19 protein-coding genes, 1 tRNA gene and 1 pseudogene are annotated in these 24,355 nt (G+C 69.2%); 7 read left to right on the top strand and 14 right to left on the bottom strand.

Annotated elements, in window-relative coordinates; genetic code table 11:
* Positions 1-18 precede the first annotated feature (18 nt).
* The 3 genes from ACOQOP_RS13460 to ACOQOP_RS13470 are packed head-to-tail and all read left to right on the top strand — an operon-like array spanning position 19 to position 2,737.
* Positions 19-399 (top strand): hypothetical protein, encoded by a 381-nt coding sequence (locus tag ACOQOP_RS13460; protein WP_420562316.1) that lies wholly within the window; start codon positions 19-21, stop codon positions 397-399.
* Positions 399-1,994: a CHAD domain-containing protein gene (locus tag ACOQOP_RS13465; protein WP_420562317.1), complete on the top strand. Its 1,596-nt coding sequence runs from the start codon at positions 399-401 to the stop codon at positions 1,992-1,994. Before ACOQOP_RS13460 ends, ACOQOP_RS13465 begins: the two co-directional genes overlap by 1 nt.
* Entirely contained in the window at positions 1,994-2,737 is a 744-nt protein-coding gene (locus ACOQOP_RS13470) for a ParA family protein (RefSeq protein ID WP_420562318.1), read from the top strand. The genes ACOQOP_RS13465 and ACOQOP_RS13470 overlap by 1 nt, the downstream gene beginning before the upstream one ends.
* A gap of 149 nt (positions 2,738-2,886) precedes the next feature.
* On the opposite strand, the gene ACOQOP_RS13475 is transcribed toward ACOQOP_RS13470, so the two are convergent.
* On the bottom strand, positions 2,887-4,074 hold the full coding sequence (locus tag ACOQOP_RS13475) for an O-antigen ligase family protein (protein WP_420562319.1): 1,188 nt from the start codon (positions 4,072-4,074) through the stop codon (positions 2,887-2,889).
* An 18-nt stretch (positions 4,075-4,092) separates the two neighbouring features.
* Positions 4,093-4,896 carry an enoyl-CoA hydratase-related protein gene (locus ACOQOP_RS13480; RefSeq protein WP_420562320.1) on the bottom strand — a complete coding sequence of 268 codons (804 nt, stop codon included), beginning with the start codon at positions 4,894-4,896 and terminating at the stop codon, positions 4,093-4,095.
* Positions 4,897-5,128: 232 nt separating this feature from the next.
* Between ACOQOP_RS13480 and ACOQOP_RS13485 the strand changes: the two genes are divergently transcribed.
* Positions 5,129-5,204: transfer RNA gene (locus ACOQOP_RS13485), tRNA-Lys, on the top strand.
* A gap of 205 nt (positions 5,205-5,409) precedes the next feature.
* Positions 5,410-6,312: an alpha/beta fold hydrolase gene (locus ACOQOP_RS13490; protein ID WP_420562321.1), complete on the top strand. Its 903-nt coding sequence runs from the start codon at positions 5,410-5,412 to the stop codon at positions 6,310-6,312.
* On the opposite strand, the gene ACOQOP_RS13495 is transcribed toward ACOQOP_RS13490, so the two are convergent.
* The 9 genes and pseudogenes from ACOQOP_RS13495 to ACOQOP_RS13535 all read right to left on the bottom strand — a co-directional run bounded on the left by ACOQOP_RS13495 (position 6,287) and on the right by ACOQOP_RS13535 (position 17,475).
* Positions 6,287-8,380 (bottom strand): PAS domain-containing sensor histidine kinase, encoded by a 2,094-nt coding sequence (locus tag ACOQOP_RS13495; RefSeq protein ID WP_420562322.1) that lies wholly within the window; start codon positions 8,378-8,380, stop codon positions 6,287-6,289. The two genes, ACOQOP_RS13490 and ACOQOP_RS13495, sit on opposite strands and share 26 nt — an antisense overlap.
* Before the next feature lie 52 nt (positions 8,381-8,432).
* Complete coding sequence (locus ACOQOP_RS13500) at positions 8,433-8,801, bottom strand: response regulator transcription factor (protein ID WP_420562323.1); 369 nt, start codon at positions 8,799-8,801, stop codon at positions 8,433-8,435.
* Positions 8,802-8,907: 106 nt separating this feature from the next.
* Positions 8,908-9,543: a response regulator transcription factor gene (locus ACOQOP_RS13505; protein WP_420562324.1), complete on the bottom strand. Its 636-nt coding sequence runs from the start codon at positions 9,541-9,543 to the stop codon at positions 8,908-8,910.
* A gap of 64 nt (positions 9,544-9,607) precedes the next feature.
* Positions 9,608-11,062: pseudogene (locus tag ACOQOP_RS13510) on the bottom strand (catalase).
* Between the two features lie 47 nt (positions 11,063-11,109).
* Positions 11,110-12,063 carry an MBL fold metallo-hydrolase gene (locus tag ACOQOP_RS13515; protein ID WP_420562325.1) on the bottom strand — a complete coding sequence of 318 codons (954 nt, stop codon included), beginning with the start codon at positions 12,061-12,063 and terminating at the stop codon, positions 11,110-11,112.
* Between the two features lie 73 nt (positions 12,064-12,136).
* Positions 12,137-12,973, bottom strand: a complete 837-nt coding sequence (locus tag ACOQOP_RS13520; protein WP_420566532.1) for an alpha/beta fold hydrolase — start codon at positions 12,971-12,973, stop codon at positions 12,137-12,139.
* Between the two features lie 253 nt (positions 12,974-13,226).
* A complete protein-coding gene (locus ACOQOP_RS13525) occupies positions 13,227-14,840 on the bottom strand; it encodes an MFS transporter (protein WP_420562326.1) in 1,614 nt (537 codons plus the stop codon).
* 5 nt (positions 14,841-14,845) lie between these two features.
* Positions 14,846-16,708, bottom strand: coding sequence for an amidohydrolase (locus ACOQOP_RS13530; protein WP_420562327.1), 1,863 nt, complete (start codon positions 16,706-16,708; stop codon positions 14,846-14,848).
* Between the two features lie 80 nt (positions 16,709-16,788).
* Positions 16,789-17,475 (bottom strand): hydrolase, encoded by a 687-nt coding sequence (locus ACOQOP_RS13535; RefSeq protein ID WP_420562328.1) that lies wholly within the window; start codon positions 17,473-17,475, stop codon positions 16,789-16,791.
* Between the two features lie 231 nt (positions 17,476-17,706).
* Between ACOQOP_RS13535 and ACOQOP_RS13540 the strand changes: the two genes are divergently transcribed.
* Positions 17,707-20,571, top strand: coding sequence for an ATP-binding protein (locus ACOQOP_RS13540; RefSeq protein WP_420562329.1), 2,865 nt, complete (start codon positions 17,707-17,709; stop codon positions 20,569-20,571).
* A gap of 99 nt (positions 20,572-20,670) precedes the next feature.
* The gene (locus ACOQOP_RS13545) at positions 20,671-21,210 is read left to right on the top strand and encodes a hypothetical protein (protein ID WP_420562330.1); all 540 of its coding nucleotides are present in this window, start codon (positions 20,671-20,673) and stop codon (positions 21,208-21,210) included.
* A gap of 4 nt (positions 21,211-21,214) precedes the next feature.
* Here ACOQOP_RS13545 and ACOQOP_RS13550 read toward each other — a convergent pair whose 3' ends face one another.
* The 3 genes from ACOQOP_RS13550 to ACOQOP_RS13560 are packed head-to-tail and all read right to left on the bottom strand — an operon-like array spanning position 21,215 to position 24,206.
* On the bottom strand, positions 21,215-22,315 hold the full coding sequence (locus ACOQOP_RS13550; protein ID WP_420562331.1) for an ABC transporter ATP-binding protein: 1,101 nt from the start codon (positions 22,313-22,315) through the stop codon (positions 21,215-21,217).
* A gap of 41 nt (positions 22,316-22,356) precedes the next feature.
* Positions 22,357-23,277: a carbohydrate ABC transporter permease gene (locus tag ACOQOP_RS13555; RefSeq protein ID WP_420562332.1), complete on the bottom strand. Its 921-nt coding sequence runs from the start codon at positions 23,275-23,277 to the stop codon at positions 22,357-22,359.
* Entirely contained in the window at positions 23,277-24,206 is a 930-nt protein-coding gene (locus tag ACOQOP_RS13560; protein ID WP_420562333.1) for a carbohydrate ABC transporter permease, read from the bottom strand. Before ACOQOP_RS13560 ends, ACOQOP_RS13555 begins: the two co-directional genes overlap by 1 nt.
* Positions 24,207-24,355: the final 149 nt, after the last annotated feature.

The raw sequence follows: 24,355 nt of genomic DNA on the forward strand, positions 1-24,355 counted from the left end.
CGGCGGTTGGAGGAGAACATGACCGCTTGCCGCCAACAGACGATCCCGTATCCGCCGCTCCGGCTGGTGATCGCCAACCCGCATGCCGCGCGCCGGCTGATGCCCCTGCGCGAGCTGGAGCGACGCCTGGCGGAACTCGAACAGGGTTTGGGCGGGCGTCATTCCGATCCTCATCAGCGGGCCGATCTCCTGCGGCAGCGCGCACTCATCGCCAAAATTCTGGCGACCCGGCTGACCGCGCCGACCCAGGCCCGGCGGCTCGAGCAGGAACTGCGCTGGCTGGCGCCGCGGGCGGCGGAGCCGACGCCGACGCCCCTTGCCTGGCTGGTTCGGCGGATGTGGGCCGTCCTCCGCCACATGGACCCGCCGCCGCAGCCCAGCCGTCTGGCCGGACTCTGATGTCCCGCATGGTCGTCTCCTACATCCCGCCGGAGGACTGGCCGGCCACGGCGGACAGCCTGCTGGTCACGGCCGAACGTGTGCGCGGCGCCCTGGTCGGCGATCCCCCGACGGCCCTGTCCCGGACAGTCACCCTGCGCGACAGTGTCGACCGACGGCTCACCGGCCAGGGATATCACCTGACCTCGGTGGCGGCAGAGCCCGACGACGAGACCTGGACCCTGTCGGGACCCGACGGCACCGCCGAAGCGAGCGAGCGGGTGACGCCGACGGCCCAGACCTTCGACAGCGACCTGCCCAAGGGGCCGCTGCGCAGCCTGCTGGAGGATCTGACCCGGGGCCGGGCACTGACCGAGACCGCCGCATTTAACGTGACCGAGACCGCCTTCGCCTTGCGCGACGACGAAGGCAAGATCCGCTGCCGGATGCGCCTGACCCATGTGCAGGACCGCGCCGGTGCCACGGCGACCGACGTCTCGATCATCGCCCTCAAGGGCTACGCGTCCGATGCGGCACGGATCCGGGAGCGGATCAAGGACGATCTCGGCTGGCCGCAGGCGTCGGCACCGGCCCTCTCCCGCCTGCTGTCGGCCTTGCGTCCGGTGCAAGGCCGGGCGGGCACGGAGCTGCGCCCGGACGATCCCGCCGGGCCGGTGATGCGCGAGATCCTGTCGGCCCAGCTCGACGTGATCGAGGACCGTCTGCCCGGGGTCCTGGCCGACCGGCATCCGGACTATCTGCACCAGTTCCGGGTCGCCGTCCGCCGCACCCGCTCGGCCCTCTCCCAGCTCTCCCCCGCCATCGCGCTCGAGGGACGGGCGGAGGCGGTGGAGGGGTTCCGCTGGCTCGGCCGGGTCACCAGCCCGCAGCGCGATCTCGACGTCCAGCTCTTGGACCTGGCCGCGCGGCGCGCCCAGAGCGCCGATGCCGAGGCCCTGGCTCCGCTGGAACGCCACCTGGAAGCCCTGAAGACCGCGTCCCATCGCGATCTCGCCCTACAGCTTTCGGGCGCCCGGTTCCAGACTCTCGTGGCGCACTGGCGGGACAGCCTGAGCCCGTCCAGCGCGAACTGGACCGCGACCGAACCGCTGCGCGCACCCTTCGCGGAGATCGTCGCCGGCCGGGGCCGCAAGATCCTGCGCAAGGCCCTGCGCGAGGGGCGCCGCATCGGGCCGGACAGCGAGGCGGAGCGGCTGCACGACCTGCGCAAGCGCCTGAAGAAGCAGCGCTATGTCACCGAATTCCTCGCCGAGGTCCTGCCGCGCGACAGGACCAAACCGGCGATCAAGGCCCTGAAGGGCCTGCAGGAGGTGCTCGGCCGGGTGCAGGACCGCGAGGTGCAGGTGGCCGCACTGCACCGGTACGGCCGGGAACTTGCCGGTCGAAAAGGCGTGTCGTCGGAAACGCTGATGGCGCTGGGCGCCTGGAGCGAGGAACTGGACCGCGACCGGCGCGCAGCGCGCGCGGAGTTTGCCGCCGCGTTCAAGTCTTTCGCCTCCCGGGAGACGCAGGCCCTGTTCCGTGCAATCTTCGACACCCATACCGCCCGGGCCGTCGGCGGCCAGCCCAAGAAACGAGGCGCGAAGGAGGACTGATGCGGATCCTGGCGAGCTACAACATCAAAGGTGGGGTGGGCAAGACGGCGGCGGCGGTGAACCTGGCCCATGTGGCGGCCCAGCGCGGCCACCGGGTGCTGGTCATCGACCTCGACCCCCAGGGCGCGGCCAGCTTCTACTTCCGGGTCAAGACCAAGGTGAAGGGCGGCGGCAAGGGTCTGGTGAGCGGCAAGCGCGACCTGGACGACATGATCAAGGCGACCGACCACGAGAACCTGGACCTGATCCCGGCCGATTTCCGGTTCCGCAACCTCGACCTGCTGCTGGAGGCGGAGAAGAAGTCGACCCGCCGCCTGCGCAAGCTGCTGAAGCCGCTGGGCAGCGACTACGACATCATCCTGCTGGACTGCCCGCCCAGCGTGTCGCTGGTGTCGGAGGCGGTGTTCGAGGCGGCCGACGCGCTGGTCATCCCGCTGATCCCGACCACCCTGTCCCTGCGCACCTACGACCAGCTCGAGGCGTTCAAGGCGGAGCAGAAGATCAAGGACCTGAAACTGCTGCCATTCTTCTCCATGGTGGATCGCCGCAAGGCCCTGCACCGGGAGATCCTGGAGAGCTTCCCCAAGGCGCACAGGAACGTGCTGGGGGTGAACATCCCCTATGCCAGCGCGGTGGAGCGCATGGGCATCGAACGCGAACCGCTGACCGCCTTCGCCCCGCGCACGACGGTGGCCTGCGCCTACCGCGCGCTCTGGGACGCGGTGGACAAGGCGACGGGGTAAGGGAGACACCCCACTATACGCGTCTCCCCGGCCCCGCGCCGGGGCCCAAAGGTAAGGGTGCTGGAGCGCCGGAAAGCCCTCTCCTGCGTTCCAGCACGCCGATGGCTGGGTCCCGGATCAAGTCCGGGAAGACGAGGAAGGGAGCAGCACTACTCCTCCCCCTCCTCCCGCAGCAGCCCCACGGCGAAGGCCGCCACCGCCGCCATCGCCAAGTAGGTCGTCTGCCAGAGCCCGAAGGACACCAGTCCCGGCAGGACCCCCACCGCCAGCACCGCCGTCGCCCAGGGCCGCACCGCCCGCGGCATCCTCCCGATCCGCCAGGCCGCCGCCGCCAGGAACGCGATCCCCAGCAGCACGCCGACGATCCCGGTCTCGACCCAGAGCTGCAGCCCCGCATTGTGCGGATGCGGCTCCGGCTTGTTCATCCGCTCGGCCCGGGCGAGCCGCTGCGGATCGATCGGCCGGTGGTCGAACGCGTCGATCCCCCAGCCGGTCCAGGGCCGCTCCCGCGCCAGCGCGCCGCCGTGGTCCCACAGCTCCAGCCTGTGCCGGATCGCCATGTCGCCGATCTCGACATTGTCGGCCACCACCCACTCATAGACCGCGTTCGCCGCCCAGGGCGCCGTCAGCATCTGCACCGCCACCACCACGACCATGGCCACGCGGACCAGCCGTTCGACCACCGCACCGGCGATCAGGGTGACGAGGCCGAGCAGCAGGCAGAGATGGGCAATCAGCGAGATGCCGAGCATCGACACCACGCCCATGACCGCCAGCAGGCCGAATGCCGGCAGCCGGCGTCCCTGGCCCCACAGCACCCCGCCCGCCACCAGCGCCAGCAGCACCAGGGCGACGATGCCGCGGTTGTAGCGGGACAGCGACACCGCCTCGCCCGGGTCGCGGCCGTCGAGCAGGCGGTAGATCGGCGCATCCAGGCCAAGCTCGACGATCGCCACAACTGCGCCGAGCAGCACGCCCGCCACCAGCGCACGGCGCACCAGCGGCCGGTCCAGCTTGGTGCCGGCGATGACCCCGCCGGCGGCCAGCGGCAGCAGCAGCACGACGGCCCCGGCCGCCTGGGGCCAGCGCGCCGCACAGGGCGGACAGTCCGGCGCGAGCAGAAGGTCGAGCGCCTGCACCGCCAGCAGCAGCCCGACCGGCACCACCAGCGTCCAGCCCGGCCACGGCACCCGCCGGTCGAGCAGCATCAGGCCGGCCAGCAGCACCGCAAGCGCGATGCCGAGCGTGCTCATGCCGTGCTTGGCCAGCAGGCCCACCGTCGGGAAGGCCAGCAGCAGGAGCGCGGCGATCCAGGTCGCCGCCCGTCCGTCGGTCACCGCCCCCCGCATGTCCGGTCAGCGCCCCTTGTAGACGGGCTTGCGCTTCTCGTTGAAGGCGCGCACGCCCTCCAGCCGATCCTCGGTCGGCACCGTGCGGTTATAGGCTTCGATCTCGAAATCGTAGCCGTTCTTCAGGTCCATCATCTCCGAGGCGTTGATCGACTTTTTCGCCTGGCGCACCGAGATCGGCGCGTTGCCGGCGATCGCCCGGGCGGTGTCGAGCGCCTCGTCCAGCAGGGTGCCGTCGGCGCAGATCCGGTTGACCGCGCCCCAGGCCAGCGCATCCTCCGCCGTGAACGGCCGGCCGGTGAGGATGATCTCCTTGGCCCGGCGCAGGCCGACGGCGCGCGGCAGGTTCTGGGTACCGGCCGCTCCCGGGATGATGCCCAGGGTCACCTCGGTCAGGGCGAAGCGCGCGGTCGGGGCGGCATAGGCGAAGTCGCAGCCCAGCACGATCTCGAGCCCACCGGCGAAGGCGGCGCCGTTGACCGCGGCGACGATCGGCACCGGGCAGTCGAGCTGCGCCTTCACCATCTGCTCGAACAGGGCGTGCTGGCGGCGCCACTCGGCATCGGTCATGCCGTTGCGCTCCTTCAGATCGCCGCCGGCGCAGAACGCCTTGTCCCCGCGCCCGGTCAGCACGACACAGCGCACCTCGCCGGCGTCGCGGTACAGCTCGACCCAGAGGTCGCGCAGGTCGAAGCCCATCTGGGTGTTGAGCGCGTTGCGCACGTCCGGCCGGTCGAGGGTGACCAGCAGCACATGCTCGTCGACCATCTCCAGGGTCAGGGTCTCGGGCGCCAGATCGGCCACACTCATCGCGCATTCCTCCGGTGTTTGGTTGCGGCCCCGTCTTAGCACGACGGGCGGCGGCGGCGAGAGGCCCCGGCTGTTCCCACGCCCGGAAGGCCCGGTCGGCGTGCAGGATAGGACGGCCCGCGGCAAAATACCGGTCAAAATACCCTGCCGACGCTCTCGACAAACCGGAATCCACCCGCTATAAGGCCGCCTCTTTCGCGGAACCGCAGCCTCTTCGGCGGCCCGCACGGATGGGCGCATAGCTCAGTTGGTAGAGCAGCTGACTCTTAATCAGCGGGTCCAAGGTTCGAGTCCTTGTGCGCCCACCATCCAAATCAGATACAGCGCAGACGTTGATCGACCGGTTCCGGACAGGCACCGCTGTCTTGGCGCCCGTGTCGCCACGGGCCGCCGGCGGGCGGGTCATACTTTGGTGTGCCCGCCGCACGCCCTTGGACGATATCGCGCGCGCCGGGCTGTCCATCACACTTCAGGTCCAAGCAACGGCTGACCTGACAGGAGATCGTGATGGACATGACAGCCCGTGAAAACACCGCCCGGGCGTCGGCCCGGGACGTTCCCACCCGCTTCGTCGAGCTGCAGGACCGCAGGCTCGCCTATCGCCGGATCGGCACGGGGCCGGCCCTGGTGCTGTGCCTGCGTTTCCGCGGGATCATGGACGACTGGGACCCCGCCTTCCTGGACGCGCTGGCCCAATGCTTCACCGTATATGTCTTCGACTATTCCGGCCTCGGGCAGTCGACCGGCACGCCGAGCTACCGCCGCGAGGACATGGCGGCCGATGCCGCCGACCTGATCGACGCGCTCGATCTGGGGACCGTTGCGATCGGCGGCTGGTCGATCGGCGGGGTCGCCGCCCAGATCCTCGCGGCCCTGCATCCCGGGAAGGTCAGCCACGCGATCCTGATCGGCAGCACCCCGCCCGGCCCGCAACCGCATGCCGCCGAGCCGATCTTCCTGCAGACCGCACTCAAGCCCCACTACACGCTGGAGGACGAGTACATCCTTTTCTTCGAGCCGAACTCGGCCGAGAGCCGGGCAGCGGCCGCCGCCTCGCACCAGCGGATCGCCGCGCGCCAGGCCGACCGCAGCCCGCCGATCGCCGAGGCGACCTATCTCGACCTGCTGAAGACCTCGCACGATCCCAAGGCCGTCTTCCCGGATCCCGACGGCCGGTATGACGCCGCGCTCGCCGTCTCGCCTGTACCGCTGCTGGCCCTCAACGGCGACCACGATGTCGTGTTTCCGGTGGAGAACTGGTACGCCCTGAACCGTCGCTGGACATCCCTGACGGTGCTGACCTTCCCGCAGGCCGGCCATGGCCCGCAGCATCAGCACCCGCAGCTCGCCGCCGACGCGATCGCCAGTTTCGTGCGCAACACGCCCAGGGCTAATCGCCAGCAACCGGCAGGGTGAAGGAGAAGCAGGCGCCGCCCGGGCGGTTCTCCGCCCGGATGCGGCCGTGATGGGCCTCGACGATGGACCGGCAGATCGCCAGTCCCATGCCGAGGCCCGTCTTCTTGGTGGTGAAGAAACTCTCGAACAGCCGGTCGACATGCTCGGACGCGATGCCCGGGCCCCGGTCCTCGACCTCGATGCCTATGACACCCTCCACCTCCGCCCGCGCGCGAATATGGATGCCGGGCGTCGCCACCCCCGCCCGGGTCATCTCCTGCAGGGCGTTCATGGCGAGGTTCACCACCACCTGCTGGACCTGGATCCGGTCGGCGCGGACCGCCGGCAGATCGCGCGGCAGGTCGAGCGCGACCTCGACCCCATGGGCCTGCAGCTCGTGGCCCAGGAACCGGACGGCCTCCTCGATCAGCTCGGCGACGCAGACCGGCTCGTAGGACGGCTCGTCCTTCACCGCCATCGCCCGGACCCGGGCGATGATGTCGGCCGCGCGCCGCGCATCGGCGACGATCCGTTCGTTGATTGCCCGCACCTCCTCCAGATCCGGCACTTCGCGGGCGAGCCAGCGGCCGCCGGCCGCCCCGTTGGCGGCGATGGCCGCGAGCGGCTGGTTGACCTCGTGGGCGATCGAGGAGGTCAGCTCGCCTAGGATCGACAGCCGGGAGGCATGGGCGAAGTCGGCACGGAGCTGGGCCACCGCCCGCTGGGCGGCCAGCCGCTCGCCGATATCGGCGACCACGCTGACCACCATGCCCTGGGACCGCAGCTCCTCGGGCGCATGCGAGAGGTAGTGCACGTCGATCTCGCTGCCGTCGAGCCGCCGCATCCGGGTGTCCTCCTCGAAACCGGTCGCCATGGCGAAGGCGGCCCCGAGAATGCGCTGGAACGTGCCGAGCCCCGAAGACGGCCAGAAGGCGGCACTGGGCAGGCCGATCAGGTCGCCCGGCTCCCGCGCGCCGAACATCCGGACACAGGCCGCGTTGACGTCGGCGACCACGGACGCTTCCAAGGCCCTGTCGACCAGGTCGGGATGATCCGCGAGGTGGGCCGCGACATCCGTGACGCCCTGGCGGCGCAGATCCGCCAGCATCCCCTGGATCCCGCGCGTGTCCATCTGGAACACCGCCATGGGCAGGGCGTGGAACAGGGTCCGGTACTGCAGGTCGGAGCGGCGCTGGCGCGCCTCGGCGGCGACCCGGTCGGAAATGTCGATGACCCCGACCAGGACGCTCCCGTCCCCCCGATGGGCGTCCGGCCAGCACACCGTGAAGAGGGCGTCGAACAGGGCGCCGTCCTGCCGGGAGAGGCGCGTCTCCACCGAGTAGCGCGGTGCGCGGGAGGCGGCGGCGAGCAGCGCGCCGGCATAGATATGGCGGCTCTCCTTCGGCCAGAACGGATCGACGGACGCGCCGATCAGGGCGTCGCGGTTCGGGCCCCCGAACAGCTCGACGGTCTTGTCGTTCACGTCGATCACCCTTGTGGCGGCGATCGCGGCGTCGATGAACTCGGGATTCGCAGCGAAATGCCCGGGCAGGTCGGTCACACCGCCCTTGATCAGCCCGTGGATCATCTGGCGGACCTCGGTGAAGTCGAGTTCCCAGAACGCGGCCGCCATGGCCTGGAAGAGGTTTCGGTAACGGTAGGCGGTGAGCCGGGCCTCGCTCTCCAGCGCCGGCAGGCGGGTGATGTCGCGGCCGTATTCGATGAGCAGCGGCACGCCCCTGTCGGGCTCAAGGATGCGGCGCCAGCGGACCTCGACCCGGCGCTCCTCGCCCGTGACCGTCACCCGCTTCAGCTCGCCCTCCCAGGTGTCCGCCTCGCCGAGCAGCGTGTCGGTCCGGCCGGCCAGGCGGGGGTGCCAGGACTGCAGCAGCCGGTCCGCATCGCGGCCGACCGCCTGCTCCCGGCGCCAGCCGTAGAGGGTTTCGGAGGCGGTGTTCCAGGCGAGGATGCGGCCGTCCCGGTCGAGGATCATCACGCTGTCGGCGGCGGCGTCGACCACCTCCAGCAGCAGTTCTGCGGACAGACCATGCTCCACAACCCGCGGATCAAGACCGTCGCTGATCGTCATCTGTGGAGGATCGCCGCTGTTTTCGTAGGCGCGATGCTGCGCCCATCGGGCGTCATGCGGCAAGAGCCCGATTGATGCAGTCGATCAGGGCGTCGGTCTCGACCGGCTTGCGCAGCAGGCACAGCGCCCCGCTCTCGCGCGCGCTTTCCAGCAGCACGGACTCCGTCCGGGCGGTGATCATGATCACCGGCACATGCACGTCGCCGGCGTCGAGGGCGCGCTTGAGGCCGATCCCTCCCATTCCGGGCATCTGCAGGTCGGTGATGACGCAGCTCGCCGCCGCCACCTCGCCGGAGGCGAGGAAAGCCTCGGCGGTCGGATGCCCACTCGCCCGGTAGCCCAGCGACCGGACCAGGCCGACCATGGCGACACGCAGGGAGTCGTCGTCATCGACGATCGAGATCAGGGGGTCAGGCGACACTCGGCGCTCCTGGGACACGGTTGCGCCGCCGGATGCCCGGGCGGCATCCCTCACCCTACGCCGATGGGGCTTGAGCGGAATTATATGTAGGTATGAGCCTTCGGCGTCAGGCGCGGTGGCGCCGCTCCGGGGCGACGACGCCCAGGGCCTCCGACATGCGCACCAAGTCGGCGAGGGACTGGGCGCCCATCTTCCGCATGGCGGAGCCGCGGTGGATCTTGACCGTGATCTCGCTGAGGCCGAGGTCGCCGGCGACCTGCTTGTTCAGCCGGCCGGCGGTCACCAGGGACATCACCTCGCGCTCGCGGGGCGACAGGGTGCCGAACCGTTCGGCCAACCCGGCGATCTCGGCACGCTCGGCTCGCTGGCGGCGGTCGCGCTCGATCGCTCCCGATACCGCGTCCAGCAGATCCTGGTCGCGGAACGGCTTGGGCAGGAAGTCGACCGCCCCGGCCTTCATGGCCCGCACCGACATCGGAATGTCCCCATGGCCGGTCATGAACACCACCGGCAGGAGGATGCCGAGCCCCTCGAGCTGTTCCTGGAAATCGAGGCCGCTGGTGCCCGGCAGCCGGACATCGAGCAGCAGGCAGCCAGCCCTGTCGGTCGGGCCGCCCGCGAGGAAGGCCGCGACCGACTCATACCCGCGCGTCTCGATGCCGACGGACCGCAGGAGGCTGCCAAGAGCCTCCCGCAGGGATGTGTCGTCATCGACGATATGGACGGTCGCTGCGTCGGTCATGGAGATAGCGTCGGCGACCCCGCGAACCGGCGCAATCATACTTTGATGTTAACCACGACCGCCCCTATTGGGCGGCCTCGACGGCGGAAAGGCCGAGGGCGGCGGCCACCCCGGCTCCGTAGTCGGGATCGGCCCGGTGGCAGTTCGCCACATGCCGTTCCTGGATATGCACGGCGGCCCCGCCCAGCGACCGGGCGGTGTTCTCGAACAGGACCTGGCGCTGCCTGGGGGTCATCAGCCGGAACAGGTCGCCCGGCTGCTCCCAGTGGTCCTCGTCGACGCGGTGGTCGTGATGGGCGGCGTCCCCGTCGATGGAGAGAGGCGGTTCGGCCGCGCCCGGCGCGTCCAGCCACGCACCCCGACTGTTGGGGGCTTAGCTCGTCGTGGCGCCCAGGTTGCCGTCGGTGCGCATCGCCCCGTCCCGGTGGAAGCTGTGGAACGGGCATTTCGGCGCGTTCACCGGGATCTGGTTGAAGTTCACCCCGAGCCGATAGCGCTGGGCATCGCCGTAGGAGAACAGCCGGGCCTGCAGCATGCGGTCGGGCGAGAAGCCGATCCCGGGCACGATATTGGCCGGCGAGAAGGCCGCCTGCTCGACCTCCGCGAAGACATTCTCCGGATTGCGGTTCAGTTCGAGCACGCCGACCTCCTGAAGCGGATAGTCGCGCTTCGACCAGGTCTTGGTCAGGTCGAACGGGTTGTGCCGGTGGCTACGGGCCTGCGCTTCGGTCATGACCTGGATCGCCAGGGTCCATGTCGGGAAGTTCCCCGCCTCGATGCTGTCGAAGAGGTCGCGGTGGTGGCTCTCCCGATCGGCGCCGATGACCCGGGCGGCATCGTCGTCGCTCAGAGTCTCGATGCCCTGGTGGCTGCGGAAGTGGAACTTCACCCAGACCCTCCGGTTGTCGGCATCCATCATGCTGAAGGTATGGCTGCCGAAGCCGTGCATTTGGCGGTAGGTCTTCGGGATTCCCCGGTCGCTCATGACGATGGTCACCTGGTGCAGCGCCTCCGGCAGCAGGGTCCAGAAGTCCCAGTTGTTGTCGGCGCTGCGCATGCCGGTCCGGGGGTCGCGCTTGACCGCGTGGTTCAGGTCCGGGAACCGCAGCGGATCGCGGAAGAAGAATACCGGCGTGTTGTTGCCGACCACGTCCCAGTTGCCCTCCTCGGTGTAGAACTTGACCGCAAAGCCGCGGATGTCCCGCTCGGCATCAGCCGCTCCCCGTTCGCCGGCAACGGTGGAGAACCGCACGAACACGGGCGTCTGCTTGCCGATCTCGGAGAACAGCCGGGCCTTGCTGAAGCGGGTGATGTCCCGGGTGACGGTGAAGGTGCCATAGGCGCCCGAGCCCTTGGCGTGCATCCGCCGCTCGGGAATGACCTCGCGGTCGAAATGGGCGAGCTTCTCGATCAGCCAGATGTCCTGCAGCAGGGCCGGGCCACGCGGACCGGCGGTCAGGGTGTTGAAGTTGTCGGCCACCGGCGCGCCGTTGGCATGGGTCAGTCGGGACCGGGTCATCGGGTCCTCCTGCGTTACGGGGAGAGGGATGGGAAGTCGTGCGCCGCTCAGGCCTCCGGCACGAAGCGGAACGCCTGGCCGTGCGGCTCGGCGTAGCCGAGGCCGGGTTCGGTCCAGTGGTAGCCGAGCAGCCGGGTCTTCCGCGCCGCCGCCCGTTCCAGCAGGCGGGCCCGGTTGCGGATCGCCAGGTCCTCGTCGATGTCGAAGCCGAAACGCCAGCGCGGATGCTCGAAGGACACGACCACGTTGGTCGCCGCATCGGCGGTGACGATCAGCCCGTCACCCCCCGCCAGTTCCAGCGAGATGTGACCCGGCGTGTGGCCGGCGGTATCCAGCACCTGCATGCCGGACACCACCTCGTCGTCGGATCGCAGCAGGGTGACGCGATCGGTGATCGCGTCCAGGTCCCGGCGGGCGGCCAGCGCGAAGGGATGCAGGGCCGCCGGGATTCGCGTCTCGAAATCCGGCGCCATCCAGTAATCCCACTCGGCGGCGGAGACGTGCCAGATGGCGTTGGGATAGGCGAGGCTGCCATCGGGCCGGATGACACCGCCGCTATGGTCGGGATGGGCGTGGGTCAGAACCACCCTGGTGACCGTCGCCGGGTCGATGCCGCCCGCGACCAGATTGTCGTAGAGCCGCCCGGCCGAGGGCTGGAACTTGTCGCCCGAGCCGGTGTCGATCAGGATCAGCTCGTCGCCGGCGCGGATCAGCGGAATGTTCACCCGCACCGGCGCCTCCCCGGCCGATCCGCCGAGTCGGCGGACGATCTCCGCCTGCGTGCCCGGCCCCGCATCCGGCGCGATGATGTCGGCGGGCAGGGTGATGAAGCCGTCGCTGAAGATCTCGATGTCGAACCGGCCGTGCCGCAGCCGGCGGGTGGTGGTGTCGGCGCGGGAAAGCCTGCCGAGAAGCGGGGCGCCGGCGGTCGCCAGGAGGGCCGCCAGGGCGGGGCGCCGGCCAAAGGAGGGGCCGCGCGGCCCAAACACTCGGGTCGCCATCATCAGTCTCCGATCTGATACGAGGGGGCGCGGGAGGAGCGGCGCCCGCGACGAGCGCCGCCCGCCCGCTGGCTCAGGCCTTGATGAAGGCGAGCAGGTCCGGGTTGACCGTCTCGGCGTTCACGGTGCACAGGCCGTGGGACAGGCCCGGGTAGACCTTGAGCGTGCTGTTGCGGATGCGCTCGGCCGACAGGATGGCGCTGTCGGCGATCGGTACGATCTGGTCGTCGTCGCCGTGCATCACCAGGGTCGGCACGCTCACCGCCTTCAAATCGTCGTTGAAGTCGGTCTCCGAGAAGGCCTTGATGCCGTCGTAATGGGCCTTGGCCCCGCCCATCATGCCCTGACGCCACCAGTTCTGGATCACGCCCTGGGACGGCTCGGCACCCGGCCGGTTGTAGCCGTAGAACGGGCCCGACGGGACGTCGAGATAGAACTGCGCCCGGTTGGCGGCCAGTGCTGCGCGGAAGCCGTCGAACACCTCGATCGGCAGGCCGCCCGGATTGGCGGCGGTCTTCACCATGATCGGCGGCACCGCCCCGATCATCACCAACTTGGCGACCCGGCCGGTCTTCTGGCCGTGCTGGGCGACGTAGTGCAGCGCCTCGCCGCCGCCGGTGGAGTGGCCGATATGGACCGCGTCGCGCAGGTTTAGGTGCTCGACCACGGCGGCGATGTCGGCGGCGTAGTGGTCCATGTCGTGCCCGTTCCAGACCTGGGCCGAACGGCCGTGGCCCCGGCGGTCATGGGCGATCACCCGGTAGCCCTGGGCCAGGAAGTAGATCATCTGGGCGTCCCAGTCGTCGGCGCTCAGCGGCCAGCCGTGGTGGAACACGATCGGCTGGGCATCCTTCGGCCCCCAGTCCTTGAAGAAGATCTCGACGCCGTCCTTGGTGGTGATGGTGCTCATGGCGGTCCCTTTCTGTGGGGTGGTTGCGTTGGCGGCGGTCGCCGCGGCGACGCCGAACCCGGGCAGCGAGACCGCCGCAGCCAAGGCGGTGCCGGCCAGCAGGACGTCTCGGCGAGTGGTCTGTGAGGCGGGTACGCGAGGGGTCGTGGTCATCGGGTGTCTCCCAGCGATCGATGGGAGAAGCCTATGGCGGCGCAGGCTCGCTTGGCCTTCGCGCTTAGGTATGCGGTCACCGGCGCTTGGGATTAGCGGCTCATACAAAAGTTTGATCCGGGGCGGCGGTTTGATCCGGGGCGGCGTAGTGACGGACGACCGGGCCGTCGTCGCCGATATGAAAGGCGCGGGCCGCCGCCTGGATGTCGGCCGCACTGCGGGTCACCCGGTGGTGCTGGCGCTGATGCTCGAGCCAGGACTCCACCAGGAAGTACTCGAGGAACCGGCCGGGCTCCGCCATGTCCTCGAACAGGCCCCAGGCGAAGGCCCCGTCGCGGCGGCGTTCGTCACTGAGACGGTTCATCAGCGCGGCGAACGCCCCGGCCCGGGCCGGATCGATCCGATACTCCACCGTCACCATCACCGGGCCTCGGTCATGGGCGACCTCGGCCGCCAGGACCGGCACCGGCCAGTGCAGCGAGGGTGACAGGTCCAGCATCTCCCCCTGCCCCAGCTTCCAGCGCCAGGTCAGCGGAATCATGACGACCGCGCCGACCGCCGCCGCGAGCAACGCGGCCGGAACGTCGAACAGACTGGCGGTCTGGCCCCAGGCCAGGCTGCCGAGGCTCATGGAGCCGAAGAACACCGTCACCGAGACCGACAGCCCGCGCGCCCGCACCCAGTCGGGCAGCGCCGTCTGGGCCGAGACGTTCAGGCTGGACAGCACGGCGATCCAGGAGGTGCCGGCGACCAGGCACAGGAGCGCGACCACCATCGGCTCCCGCACCAGGGCGAAGACCACCAGGGTCACGGCCGTCCCCAGGGTCCCGAGCGCCGTCAGCCGGTTCGCACCGAGCCTGGCGCTGACCCGCGGCAGCACGAGCGCGCCGGCCACCGCTCCCACCCCGACGCACCCGAGCAGCAGCCCGTACAGCTCTGGCCCGCCCGCCAGCAGCTCGCGCGCGATCAGCGGCAGCATCGCCCATTGCGCGCTGGCGAAGACGAAGAAGGCGACCGACCGCACGAGGGTGGCCCGCATCGGCGCGCTCGCCCGCACATAGCGCAGACCCGCCCGCAGCGCGCCCAGGAAATGCTCCGGCGGCAGGGTTCGCGGCGGGCCCGGCGGCGGCCGCCACCAGATCAGGGCGGCGATCACCCCGAGATAGCTGACCATGTTCAGGAAGAACGGCGCGTGGATCCCGACGGCGACGATGATCACCCCGGCCAGGGCCGGTCCGATCGCCCGGGACACGTTGATCCCGGCCGAGTTGAGCGCGATGGCCGAGCGCAGGGAGGGCCGGTCGACCAGGGACGGGACGATCGCCTGCCATGCCGGTGCGATCAGCGCCGTCCCGATGCCAAGCAGGAAGGTGAAGCCGAGCAGCACAGCGGGCGTGGTCTGCCCCGCCAGGACGACCAGGCCGAGCAGCCCGGTCAGCACCGCAAGCACGCATTGCACGGCGATCAACAGCCGGCGCCGGTCGACGATATCCGCCAGCGCGCCCGCCGGCAGGGAGAACAGGAAGACCGGCAGGGTCGTCGCCGTCTGTACCAACGCCACCATCAGCGGCGACGGGCTGAGGGAGGTCATGAGCCACCCGGCCGCCACGTCGTGCATCCAGGTGCCGATGTTCGACACCACCGTGGCGATCCACAGCACCGCGAAGGCCGCGTGGCGGAACGGGGCGAAGGGTCCGGGGGTAGGCTCCGCCATGATCCCTAACCGGCGAAGAAGCAGGAGCAGCCCAGCGCGCCCCAGAAGGCCCGCCTGTCGTCGACCGGCAACGGCGTGGTCCAGGCGATCTGGTGGGCATGGCCGTGCAGGCCGCAGCCGGTCGCGCAGGCGTCATGGCAGGTCCGGTCGGTGCGGAGGGTCGGCCGCTCCGGCGCCTTGCTCCAATGCCCGCCGAACCGGTTGACCGGCGACCAGTCGGGGCTGGCCGGCGGCAGGTTGGGCGCCAGGGTTCTGAAATCCCCACTGCCGTGCACGACCTCACCGCCGAGCACGGTCAGCACCGAGGTGATATCCCTGATCTCCTCTTCCGGCACGCTGAGATAGTCCGCCGACAGCACGACGAGGTCGGCATAGGCGCCTGGCTTCAGCGTGCCCTTCACATCGCTCTCGCCGGAGAACCAGGCCGAGCCCTCGGTCCACAGCCGCAGCGCCTCGCGCCGATCGAGACGGTTGGCTTGCGGATAGAGCCGCCGGCCGCCGAGGGTCTTGCCGGTCACCAGCCAGTACAGCGAGACCCAGGGGTTGTAGGACGCCACACGGGTCGCGTCGGTACCGGCCCCCACCGGCACTCCCGTTTCCAGCATGCGGGCGACCGGCGGGGTGGCCTCGGCCGCCTCCGCGCCGTAGCGGTCGATGAAATACTCGCCCTGGAAGGCCATGCGGTGCTGGATGGCGATGCCGCCGCCCAGCGCTGCGATGCGCTCGATATTGCGCGGCGAGATCGTCTCCGCATGGTCGATGATGAAGCGGGTCTGGAACGGCTGGCGGCCATTGACCCGTTCGAACACGCCGAGGAAGCGGTCGATGCTCTCGTCATAGGTGGCGTGGATGCGGAACGGCCAGCGGTTGGCCGCCAGCATCTCGACGATCGGCTCCAGCTCCCGTTCCATCACCGGCGCCAGTTCCGGTCGCGGCTCCAGGAAGTTCTCGAAATCGGCGGCCGACCAGGTGAGGTTCTCGCCTGCGCCGTTCATCCGCAGCATCCCGTCGCCGGCCCCCGGCTCGGTTATGGCGATCCAGCGCTCGTAGTCGGTCAACTCGGAGCCGGCCTTCTGGGCGAACAGGTTGTAGGCGACCCGGACGGTCATCTGCCCGTCGGCATGCAGCCTCTGGATGACCTCGTAATCCTCCGGATAGTTCTGCCCGCCGCCGCCGGCATCGATCACCGAGGTGATGCCGAGCCGGTTCAGTTCGCGCATGAAATGGCGGGTCGAGTTGAGTTGCTGGTCCATCGGCAGCTTCGGCCCCTTGGCCAGGGTCGAGTACAGGATCAGGGCCGAAGGACGGGCGATCAGCAGACCGGTCGGATTGCCGACGGCGTCGCGTTCGATCTCCCCGCCCGGCGGGTTCGGCGTGTCCCTGTCGAAGCCGAGGACCGTGATCGCCGCCCGGTTCAGCAGCGCGCGGCCGTAGAGATGCAGGATGAAGACCGGCGTGTCCGGGGCCGCGGCGTTGATCTCCTCCAGGGTCGGCATGCGGCGCTCGGCGAATTGGAACTCCGACCAGCCGCCGACCACCCGGACCCATTGCGGGGCCGGGGTGCGGTCGGCTTGTTCCTTCAACATCCGCAGGGCGTCGGCGAGCGAGGGCACGCCCTCCCAGCGCAGCTCCATGTTGTAGTAGAGCCCGCCCCGGATCAGGTGGGTGTGGCTGTCGTTCAGGCCCGGGATCACCCGTCTTCCGCCGAGATCCACCACTCTCGTCTCGGATCCGGCAAGCGGCATGACGTCGCGCTCCGACCCGGCCGCCTGGATCCGGCCGCCGGCGATCGCCACCGCCTGGGCTTCCGGGTTGGTCGGGTCCAGGGTGGTCACCCGGCCGTTGGTCAGGATCAGATCGGGGGTCATCGGAAGTCCTCCAAGGCGTAGTGCGGATCGGCGGAAGCCGGCGCCGCGGGAGCTGGGTCCGCGGCGCCGGACGCGTCGCTTTACTTGGCGGCGACGGGGGCGAGCGCCTTGTGCTCGACGGCGGTGCGCTGCGGCGCCTTGTGGACCATGGTGTAGGCGTAATCGACGCCCATGCCGTAGGCGCCGGAATGCTCGCGCACGATGGCCATGACCGCGTCGTAGGTGTCGCGATGGGCCCAGTCGCGCTGCCACTCCAGCAGCACCTGCTGCCAGGTCATCGGCACCACGCCAGCCTGGATCATCCGCTGCATGGCGTAGTCGTGGGCCTCCTTGGAGGTCCCCCCGGAGGCGTCGGCCACCATGTAGATCTCGTAGCCGGCGTCATGCATGGCGGAGAGCGCGAAGGTGTTGTTGCAGACCTCGGTCCACAGCCCGGAGACCACGATCTTGTTGCGCTTGTTGGCGGCCAGCGCGTCGCGGACCTTCTGGTCGTCCCAGGAGTTCATCGAGGTGCGCTCCAGCAGCGGCGCATCGGGAAACACGTCGAGCAGCTCTGGATAGGTGAAGCCGGAGAAGCTCTCGGTCTCGACCGTGGTGATGGTGGTCGGGATGCCGAACACCTTCGCCGCCTTGGCGAGGCCGACGGTGTTGTTCTTCAGCGCCTGGCGGTCCATCGACTGGACGCCGAAGGCCATCTGCGGCTGATGGTCGATGAAAATCAGCTGGCAGTTGCCGGGTGTCAGAACTTCGAGTTTGGGATCGGGCATGGGGAACCTCCTCGGGGGCGATGATGAATCGACGGCCGGCGCGCCGACGGCCGTCGACGCCCGAACCCTGAGGCGGCAAGCCGGCGGGGGCGAGTTAACCGTTGTGAATCGCTGCAAAGGCCATGGAAGGCGCAAGCGCTATGCCGGCGGAGGCGGTCGGCTTTATGGCGAGAACCCACGGTTGATGGTATGGAGCATCCGATCAGACGCCGCCCAGCCCGGAGCCCGTCCGTGGAAGGAGCTTCCTACTCTTTCGGCCCGTTCGTGCTGTCGGTGCAGCGGCGTCTCCTGCTGCGCGACGGCAGCCCCGTCCCGCTTGGAAGCCGGGCCTTCGATCTGCTCAGGGTCCTGGTCTCGCGCGCCGGCGAGGTGGTGGGCAAGGACGACCTGATCGCCTCGGTCTGGCCCGATACCTTCGTCGAGGAGTCGAATCTGCGCGTCCATGTGGCCGCCCTGCGCCGGGTCCTGGAGGACGAGACGGCCGGGACGCGCTACATCGTCAACGTTCCGGGACGCGGATACTCGTTCTCGATCCCGGTCACGGCCACCGGGCCGGACCCGGATGCAGCGACCTCCGCCCCGGCGGCTTCTCCACAGACGCGACCGGCCGCGGACTCCGTCCGATCACTGCCGGTCCGCCTTGTCCGGACCATCGGTCGGTCCGACGATGTCGAGGCCATCGCCGGCACGCTGGCCGACCGGCGGTTCACCACAATCGTCGGGCCGGGCGGCATCGGCAAGACGACCGTCGCGCTCTGTGTCGCCGAGGAACTCGCCGGCTCCATGCGGGACCCGGCACGGTTCGTCGATCTGGCGACGATCTCCTCCGCGCGCTCGCTCCCGGCGGCCGTGGCCACCGCGCTGGGACTTTCCCTGCCGACGGAGAACCAGATCGCCGGTCTGGCGGAGGGACTGCGGGATCGGCACATGCTGGTCATTCTGGACAATTGCGAGCATGTGCTGACCGAGGCCGCGCTCTTCGCCGAAGCCGTCCTGCGGGCGGCACCTCAGGTACACCTGCTGGCCACCAGCCGCGAGCCGCTGCGGGCCGAGGGCGAATGGCTGCACCGTCTCGGCCCGCTCGAGGCGCCACCGGTGGGCGTGCCACTGACCGCCGACCAGGCGCTTCGCTATTCGGCGGTCGAGCTCTTCGTGGAGCGGGCCGCCGCCCGACTGGAGGGCTTCACGCTCCTGGACACCGATGCGGAATGCGTGGCGGAGATCTGCCGGCGCCTCGACGGCGTTCCGCTGGCGATCGAGTTCGCGGCGGCGACCGTCGACACCTACGGCTTGGAGGAACTGGCCCGCCAGCTCGAGCACCGCTTCACCGTGCTGACCCGGGGGCGCCGCACCGCCCTCCCCCGGCACCAGACGCTCCGGGCGACCCTCGACTGGAGCTACGACATCCTGACATCGGGCGAAAAGGCGGCGCTCCGACGGCTCTCGGTGTTCAGAGGCCGGTTCACGGCGGACGCGGCCGCCGCCGTCCTGTCCGGCAGCGACGGCACCGATATCGACCTGACCGCTGCCGATGTTCCCGGCATCCTGCTGAACCTCGTCGCCAAGTCCCTGATGGTGCGGGAGCAGCGCAGAACGGCCTCCGTCTACCGGCTGCTGGAGACCACCCGCCACTATGGGGCGGAGCGGCTGGCGGAAAGCGGAGAGGAGGATTGCGTGGCCGCCAGCCATGCACGGTTCCTGCGCGCCTTCCTGGACGATACCGACCAAAAGCAGGAGGACTATGCGCCGAGCGACTGGCGGGAAACCTTCGGGAGCCTGATCGACGACATCCGCAGCGCCTTCGACTGGGCCTATTCCGCGGGCGGCGACGCGAAGATCGGCGTGGGGCTGACGATCGTGTCGGCGCCGATCTGGTTCCGGCTGTCGCTCATGGGGGAGTTCCACCAGCACCTGACCACCGCGCTCTCCCGGCTGGACGAGGCCTGGCCGGAGCGCGCGGCGATGGAGATGCACCTCACCGAGGCGCTGGGCCATGCGAACTGGCACACGGCCGGCCCCGGTCCGCAGATGGTCGCCGCCTTCCAGCGCGCACTCGCTCTGGCCGAGCAGATCGGCGAGCCGCAATGCCAGCGCCGGGCGATCTGGGGCCTGTGGAGCGAGCGGAACATCTATGGCGACTACCGGGAGGCGGCCTGTCTGGCGGATATGTACGCGTCCGAAACCCTCGGGCCCCATACCCCGGCGGAAACGCTGACCAGCCTGCGGATGCTGGCCCTGTCCAACCACTTCATCGGCCGACAGAACGAGGCCCGTAATTACGCCGAACGACTGCTGGACCAGACGGCCGGGCGCAGCGACGCGGCGCGGCTGAGCGCGTTCCAGTTCGACATGCGGGTAGGGACACAGGCGGTTCTGTCGCGCGTGCTCTGGATTCAGGGCTATCCCGACCAGGCGACCGCGACGGCCCAGGCCGCCGTCGATCGGGCTTTCGCGCTGGGGCACACCCTCTCCCAATGCTTCGCCCTGTACTCGGCTTGCATGGTGGCGTTCTGGGTCGGCGACCGGGATGGGGCGGCCCAATACGCGGCACGGCTGATCGACCGGGCGACCCGGCACTCGCTTACCTTCTGGGGCGCGTGGGGCCGCAGCTACCAACGGGCCCTCACCCTGACCGAACAGGGCGATCCGGGCGCCCGACCGGACCGTTTCGACTGGCACAACCCGATCTGCGGCTCGCAGCTTGCGGAGCTGATGGCGACCTTCAGCCCTGGGTTCCTGCAGGACGACCTGCCGGCCCGGATCGAGGCTCAGCCGGACAACTGGTGCGCTCCCGAAGTTCTTCGGGCCCAGGGCGAGCGGCTGCTGGCGACCGGCGGCGGCCCGGGCCACGACGCGGCGGCGGAGGCACTGTTCCGCCGGGCCATGGTCATCGCGGAGGCTCAGAACGCCTTGTCCTGGCGGCTGCGCTCCGCCACCAGCCTTGCCCGGCTGCTGCTGGATCGGGGTCACGACGAGGAGGCGGGCCGCTGTCTCGGTGCTGTTCTCGACCAATTTACCGAAGGGGCCGCAACCGCCGACGTGATCGCTGCGCGCGCCTCGCTCGCCGAGCTGAAGGTCGCGGCGGCGGGGGAATAGCCCCCTCACACCGATTCACATCCCTTAACTCGCATCGCTTACGCGCGGAGGCAAAGCTCGCAACGGGGCGAGCGTCGGCCCGTCCAGAGCGAGGGATGCATGAGGGTACTGGTCATACTCGTGGGCGAGACCGGACGCCCGGTGCCCGACCGAAGCGACTGGCATCCGGCGGAGTGCTTCGCCGCCCTCTACTACGCGCTGCTGGAGGCGGGGTGCGAGGTCGTGCTCGCCTCCCGCGAGGGAGGCCCGCCGGTCTGGGGCGTGCCGTCGGCCACCGAACTCGGGATCGGGACTTGGGCCAATCGGCTGGCCGATGACCGCGATGCCCGCGACACGCTGGCCGAGACACTGCATCTGGGGCAGATCGAGCTGGAGGATTTCGACGCCCTGATCTGCCTGTGTCCGCGGTTGATGACCAGCGAGGCCCCCTGCACCGACCTGCCGCTCCCGCTCCTCGGCCTGGCCGACGCGCGGCGCAAGCGGGTCGTCATTCTCGGACTGTCCCGGCTACCGGGGCCTGCCTCGAGGTCCGTGCTGCTCGTTCCCTGGACCGGACATGCGACGCCGTCGGACAGTGTGGCCGGCGCGCTGGGCAAGCTCCGGGGCAGCGCCGGCATACGCTCCCGCTCCCGGACCTGAGCCGTCAGTAAACTACCCCCGTCTCATCGTCGATCAGATGCATGTGGTTCAGGTCGGCGAGCAGGCGCATCGGCTTGCCGGCCTCGGCATTGGCCGCCGGGTTGGTGCGGCCGCAGACCTCCGCCCCATCGGACTGGAAATACACCAGGGTCTCCATCCCCATCGGCTCGATCACCTCCAGGGTCACCTCGAACGGCACCTGGCCGGGCTCCGTGTTGCGGTGCTCTTCGGTGATGTGCTCCGGGCGCAGACCGAGCCGCAGGTTGCCGCGCCCGGCATACTGCTTGTAGCGCTCGGTCCGGGCGGCGGGGACCGGGAAGCGGATGCCACCGGCGATGGTCACCACCAGCCCGTCCGCCGCCTTGTCCAGGCTGCAGGGGATGAAGTTCATCGCCGGCGAGCCGATGAAGCCGGCGACGAAGCGGGTCTTGGGATGGTGGTACAGCTCGTTCGGCGTGCCGACCTGCTCGATCAGCCCGCCGTTCATCACCACCACCCGGTCGGCCAGGGTCATGGCCTCCACCTGGTCATGGGTGACGTAGACCGTGGTGGTGCGGACCTTCTGGTGCACCTTCTTGATTTCGGTGCGCATCTGCACCCGCAGCTTGGCGTCCAGGTTGGACAGCGGCTCGTCGAACAGGAACACCTTGGGGTCGCGCACGATGGCCCGGCCCATGGCGACGCGCTGGCGCTGGCCGCCGGAGAGCTGCTTGGGCTTGCGCTGCAGCAGTTCGGTGATGTCGAGGATCCGGGCCGCGTTCTCCACCCGGCTGTCGATCTCCGCCTTCGGCACCCGCTTCAGGCGCAGCCCGAAGGACATGTTCTCGTGCACGGTCATGTGCGGATACAGGGCGTAGTTCTGGAACACCATGGCGATATCCCGATCCTTCGGCGGCACGTCGTTGACCACCAGACCGCCGATGGCGATGTCGCCGTCGGAGATCTCCTCCAGCCCGGCGATCATCCGCAGGGTGGTGGACTTCCCGCACCCGGACGGGCCGACCAGCACCACGAACTCCTTGTCGGCGATCGACAGGTCGATGCCCCGCACCGCCAGGGTGTCGTCGTATTTCTTGACCACCTGACGCAGATTCACTTCGGCCATTCGAGCCTCCCTCTAGATTTCCATGGGCATGGAGCGCCCGTTCAGCCTTTGGTCGCGCCGGCGGTCAGACCGGCGATGTAGTAGTCCATCAGGAAGGCGTAGATGATCAGCGGCGGGGCCGCGGCGATCAGAGCGCCGGCCATGATCTGACCCCAGTTGAAGACGTCGCCCTTGATCAGGGTGGTCACGATGCCGACAGGCAGCACGAGCTGGTCGGTGGAGGTGGTGAAGGCCAGCGGATAGAGGAACTGCGCCCAGGCGACGGTGAAGGCGAAGATCGTGGCCGCGATGATCCCGGGCAGCGCCACCGGGATGAAGATCCGGGTGAGCATCTGGATGTAGTTCGCCCCGTCGATCAGGGCCGCCTCGTCCAGTTCCTTCGGGATGCTGGCGAAGTAGCCGATCATGATCCAGGTGCAGAACGGCACCGTGAGAGTCGGATAGATCACCACCAGCGCCACCCAGGAGTTCAGGAGTTGGATGCCCGTGACCTGATGGAAGATCGCGAACATCTTGAACAGCGGGATGAACAGCAGGGTGTCCGGGATCAGGTAGCAGAGGAACACCCCAGTCGCGAGCGTGGTCGAGCCCCAGAACTTCATCCGGGACAGGGCGAAGGCCGCCAGAACGGAGACCACCATGGTGATCGCCACCACCAGCACCGCCACCACCGTCGAGTTCCAGAAGAAGGTCAGAAACTGCGGCGAGGTCAGCAGCGCCTTGAAGTTGTCCAGGGTCGGGCTGAACACCCACCAGGGGTTCGCGGCCTCGGCGATCTCCCCGCTCGACTTCAGGCCGGTCAGCAGCATGTAGACCGGCGGCATCAGGAAGAAGATTACGAACAGGACGAGGAAGAAGTACGACAGCACCATCGCCTGTCGGCGGTTCTTCTGGATGCTGCCGTAGCGCACGGGGCGGGTCGGGCCGCCGGGATCAGTCCCAGGATTTGTCATCGTGGCCATCAGGATTCGTTCCCCCGCTTGTTCACGTCCCGCAGAATGAAGATCGCGGCGACGCCCAGGATCGGCAGCATGAAGAGCGACACGGCCGCGCCGAGCGGAATGTCGCCGCCCTGGATGCCGAGCAGGAAGGACCAGGTCGCGAAGACGTGGGTCTTGTCGATCGGCCCGCCGGCGGTGAGCACCCGGACGATGTCGAAATTGGCGAAGGTGACGATCAGCGAGAACATGACCGTGATGGCGATGATGTTGCGCATCATCGGCAGGGTCACGTACCACAGCCGCTGCCACCAGTTGGCACCGTCGATCTCGGCCGCCTCGTAGAGCTGCTCGGGCACGGACTTGAGCGCCGCCAGATACATGATCATGAAGAACGGCGCGCCGTACCAGATGTTGACCAGGATCACGCAGAACCGGGCCCAGCCGTAGTCGCCGAGCCAGGCGATCGCCTCGAAGCCCATGCGCTCGAGCAGCCAGTTCAGGGCGCTGTAGGACGGGTCGAACAGCCAGAACCAGGCGAGCGTCGACATCGCCGGCGGAATGACCCAGGGCACCAGCAGCATGCCGCGCCACTTGCGCTGTCCCTTGGCCGGAATGGCGTGGACGAAATGGGCGACGAAGAAGCCGATGAGCGCTTTGAAGATGACGGCGCTGATGGCGAAGATGCAGGACTGCTCCACCACCATCCAGAACGTCTCGCGCTTGAACAGGAACAGGAAGTTCCCGAAGCCGACGAACTTCGTCATCGCCTTGTTCAGGGTGGCGAGGTGCATGGCGTAGAAGGCCGGATAGACCACCAGGATTCCGATGATCAGGATCAGCGGCAGGGTCATCAGGAACGCGATTGTCGACTTGCGCTGCATGAGCTTGCGCATGCTGGAGATTTTCGGGGTCACGGCGACATCCGCCGGACTGACCGCACGATCGACCATGGATCACTCCCTTCGTCAGACCCCGCGGGGCCTGTCGTCTTCAGGATTGTCGGCCGGCATTCTTGGCGTGCCGGTTCAGGCTGACCCGCCACGGGCTATGGACGCTTGGGGGAGAGGACGGGGCGCCGGGCGACCTCCTGGGAGACCGC

Source organism: Thalassobaculum sp., from assembly GCF_965223715.1.
Taxonomy (GTDB): Bacteria; Pseudomonadota; Alphaproteobacteria; order Thalassobaculales; family Thalassobaculaceae; genus Thalassobaculum.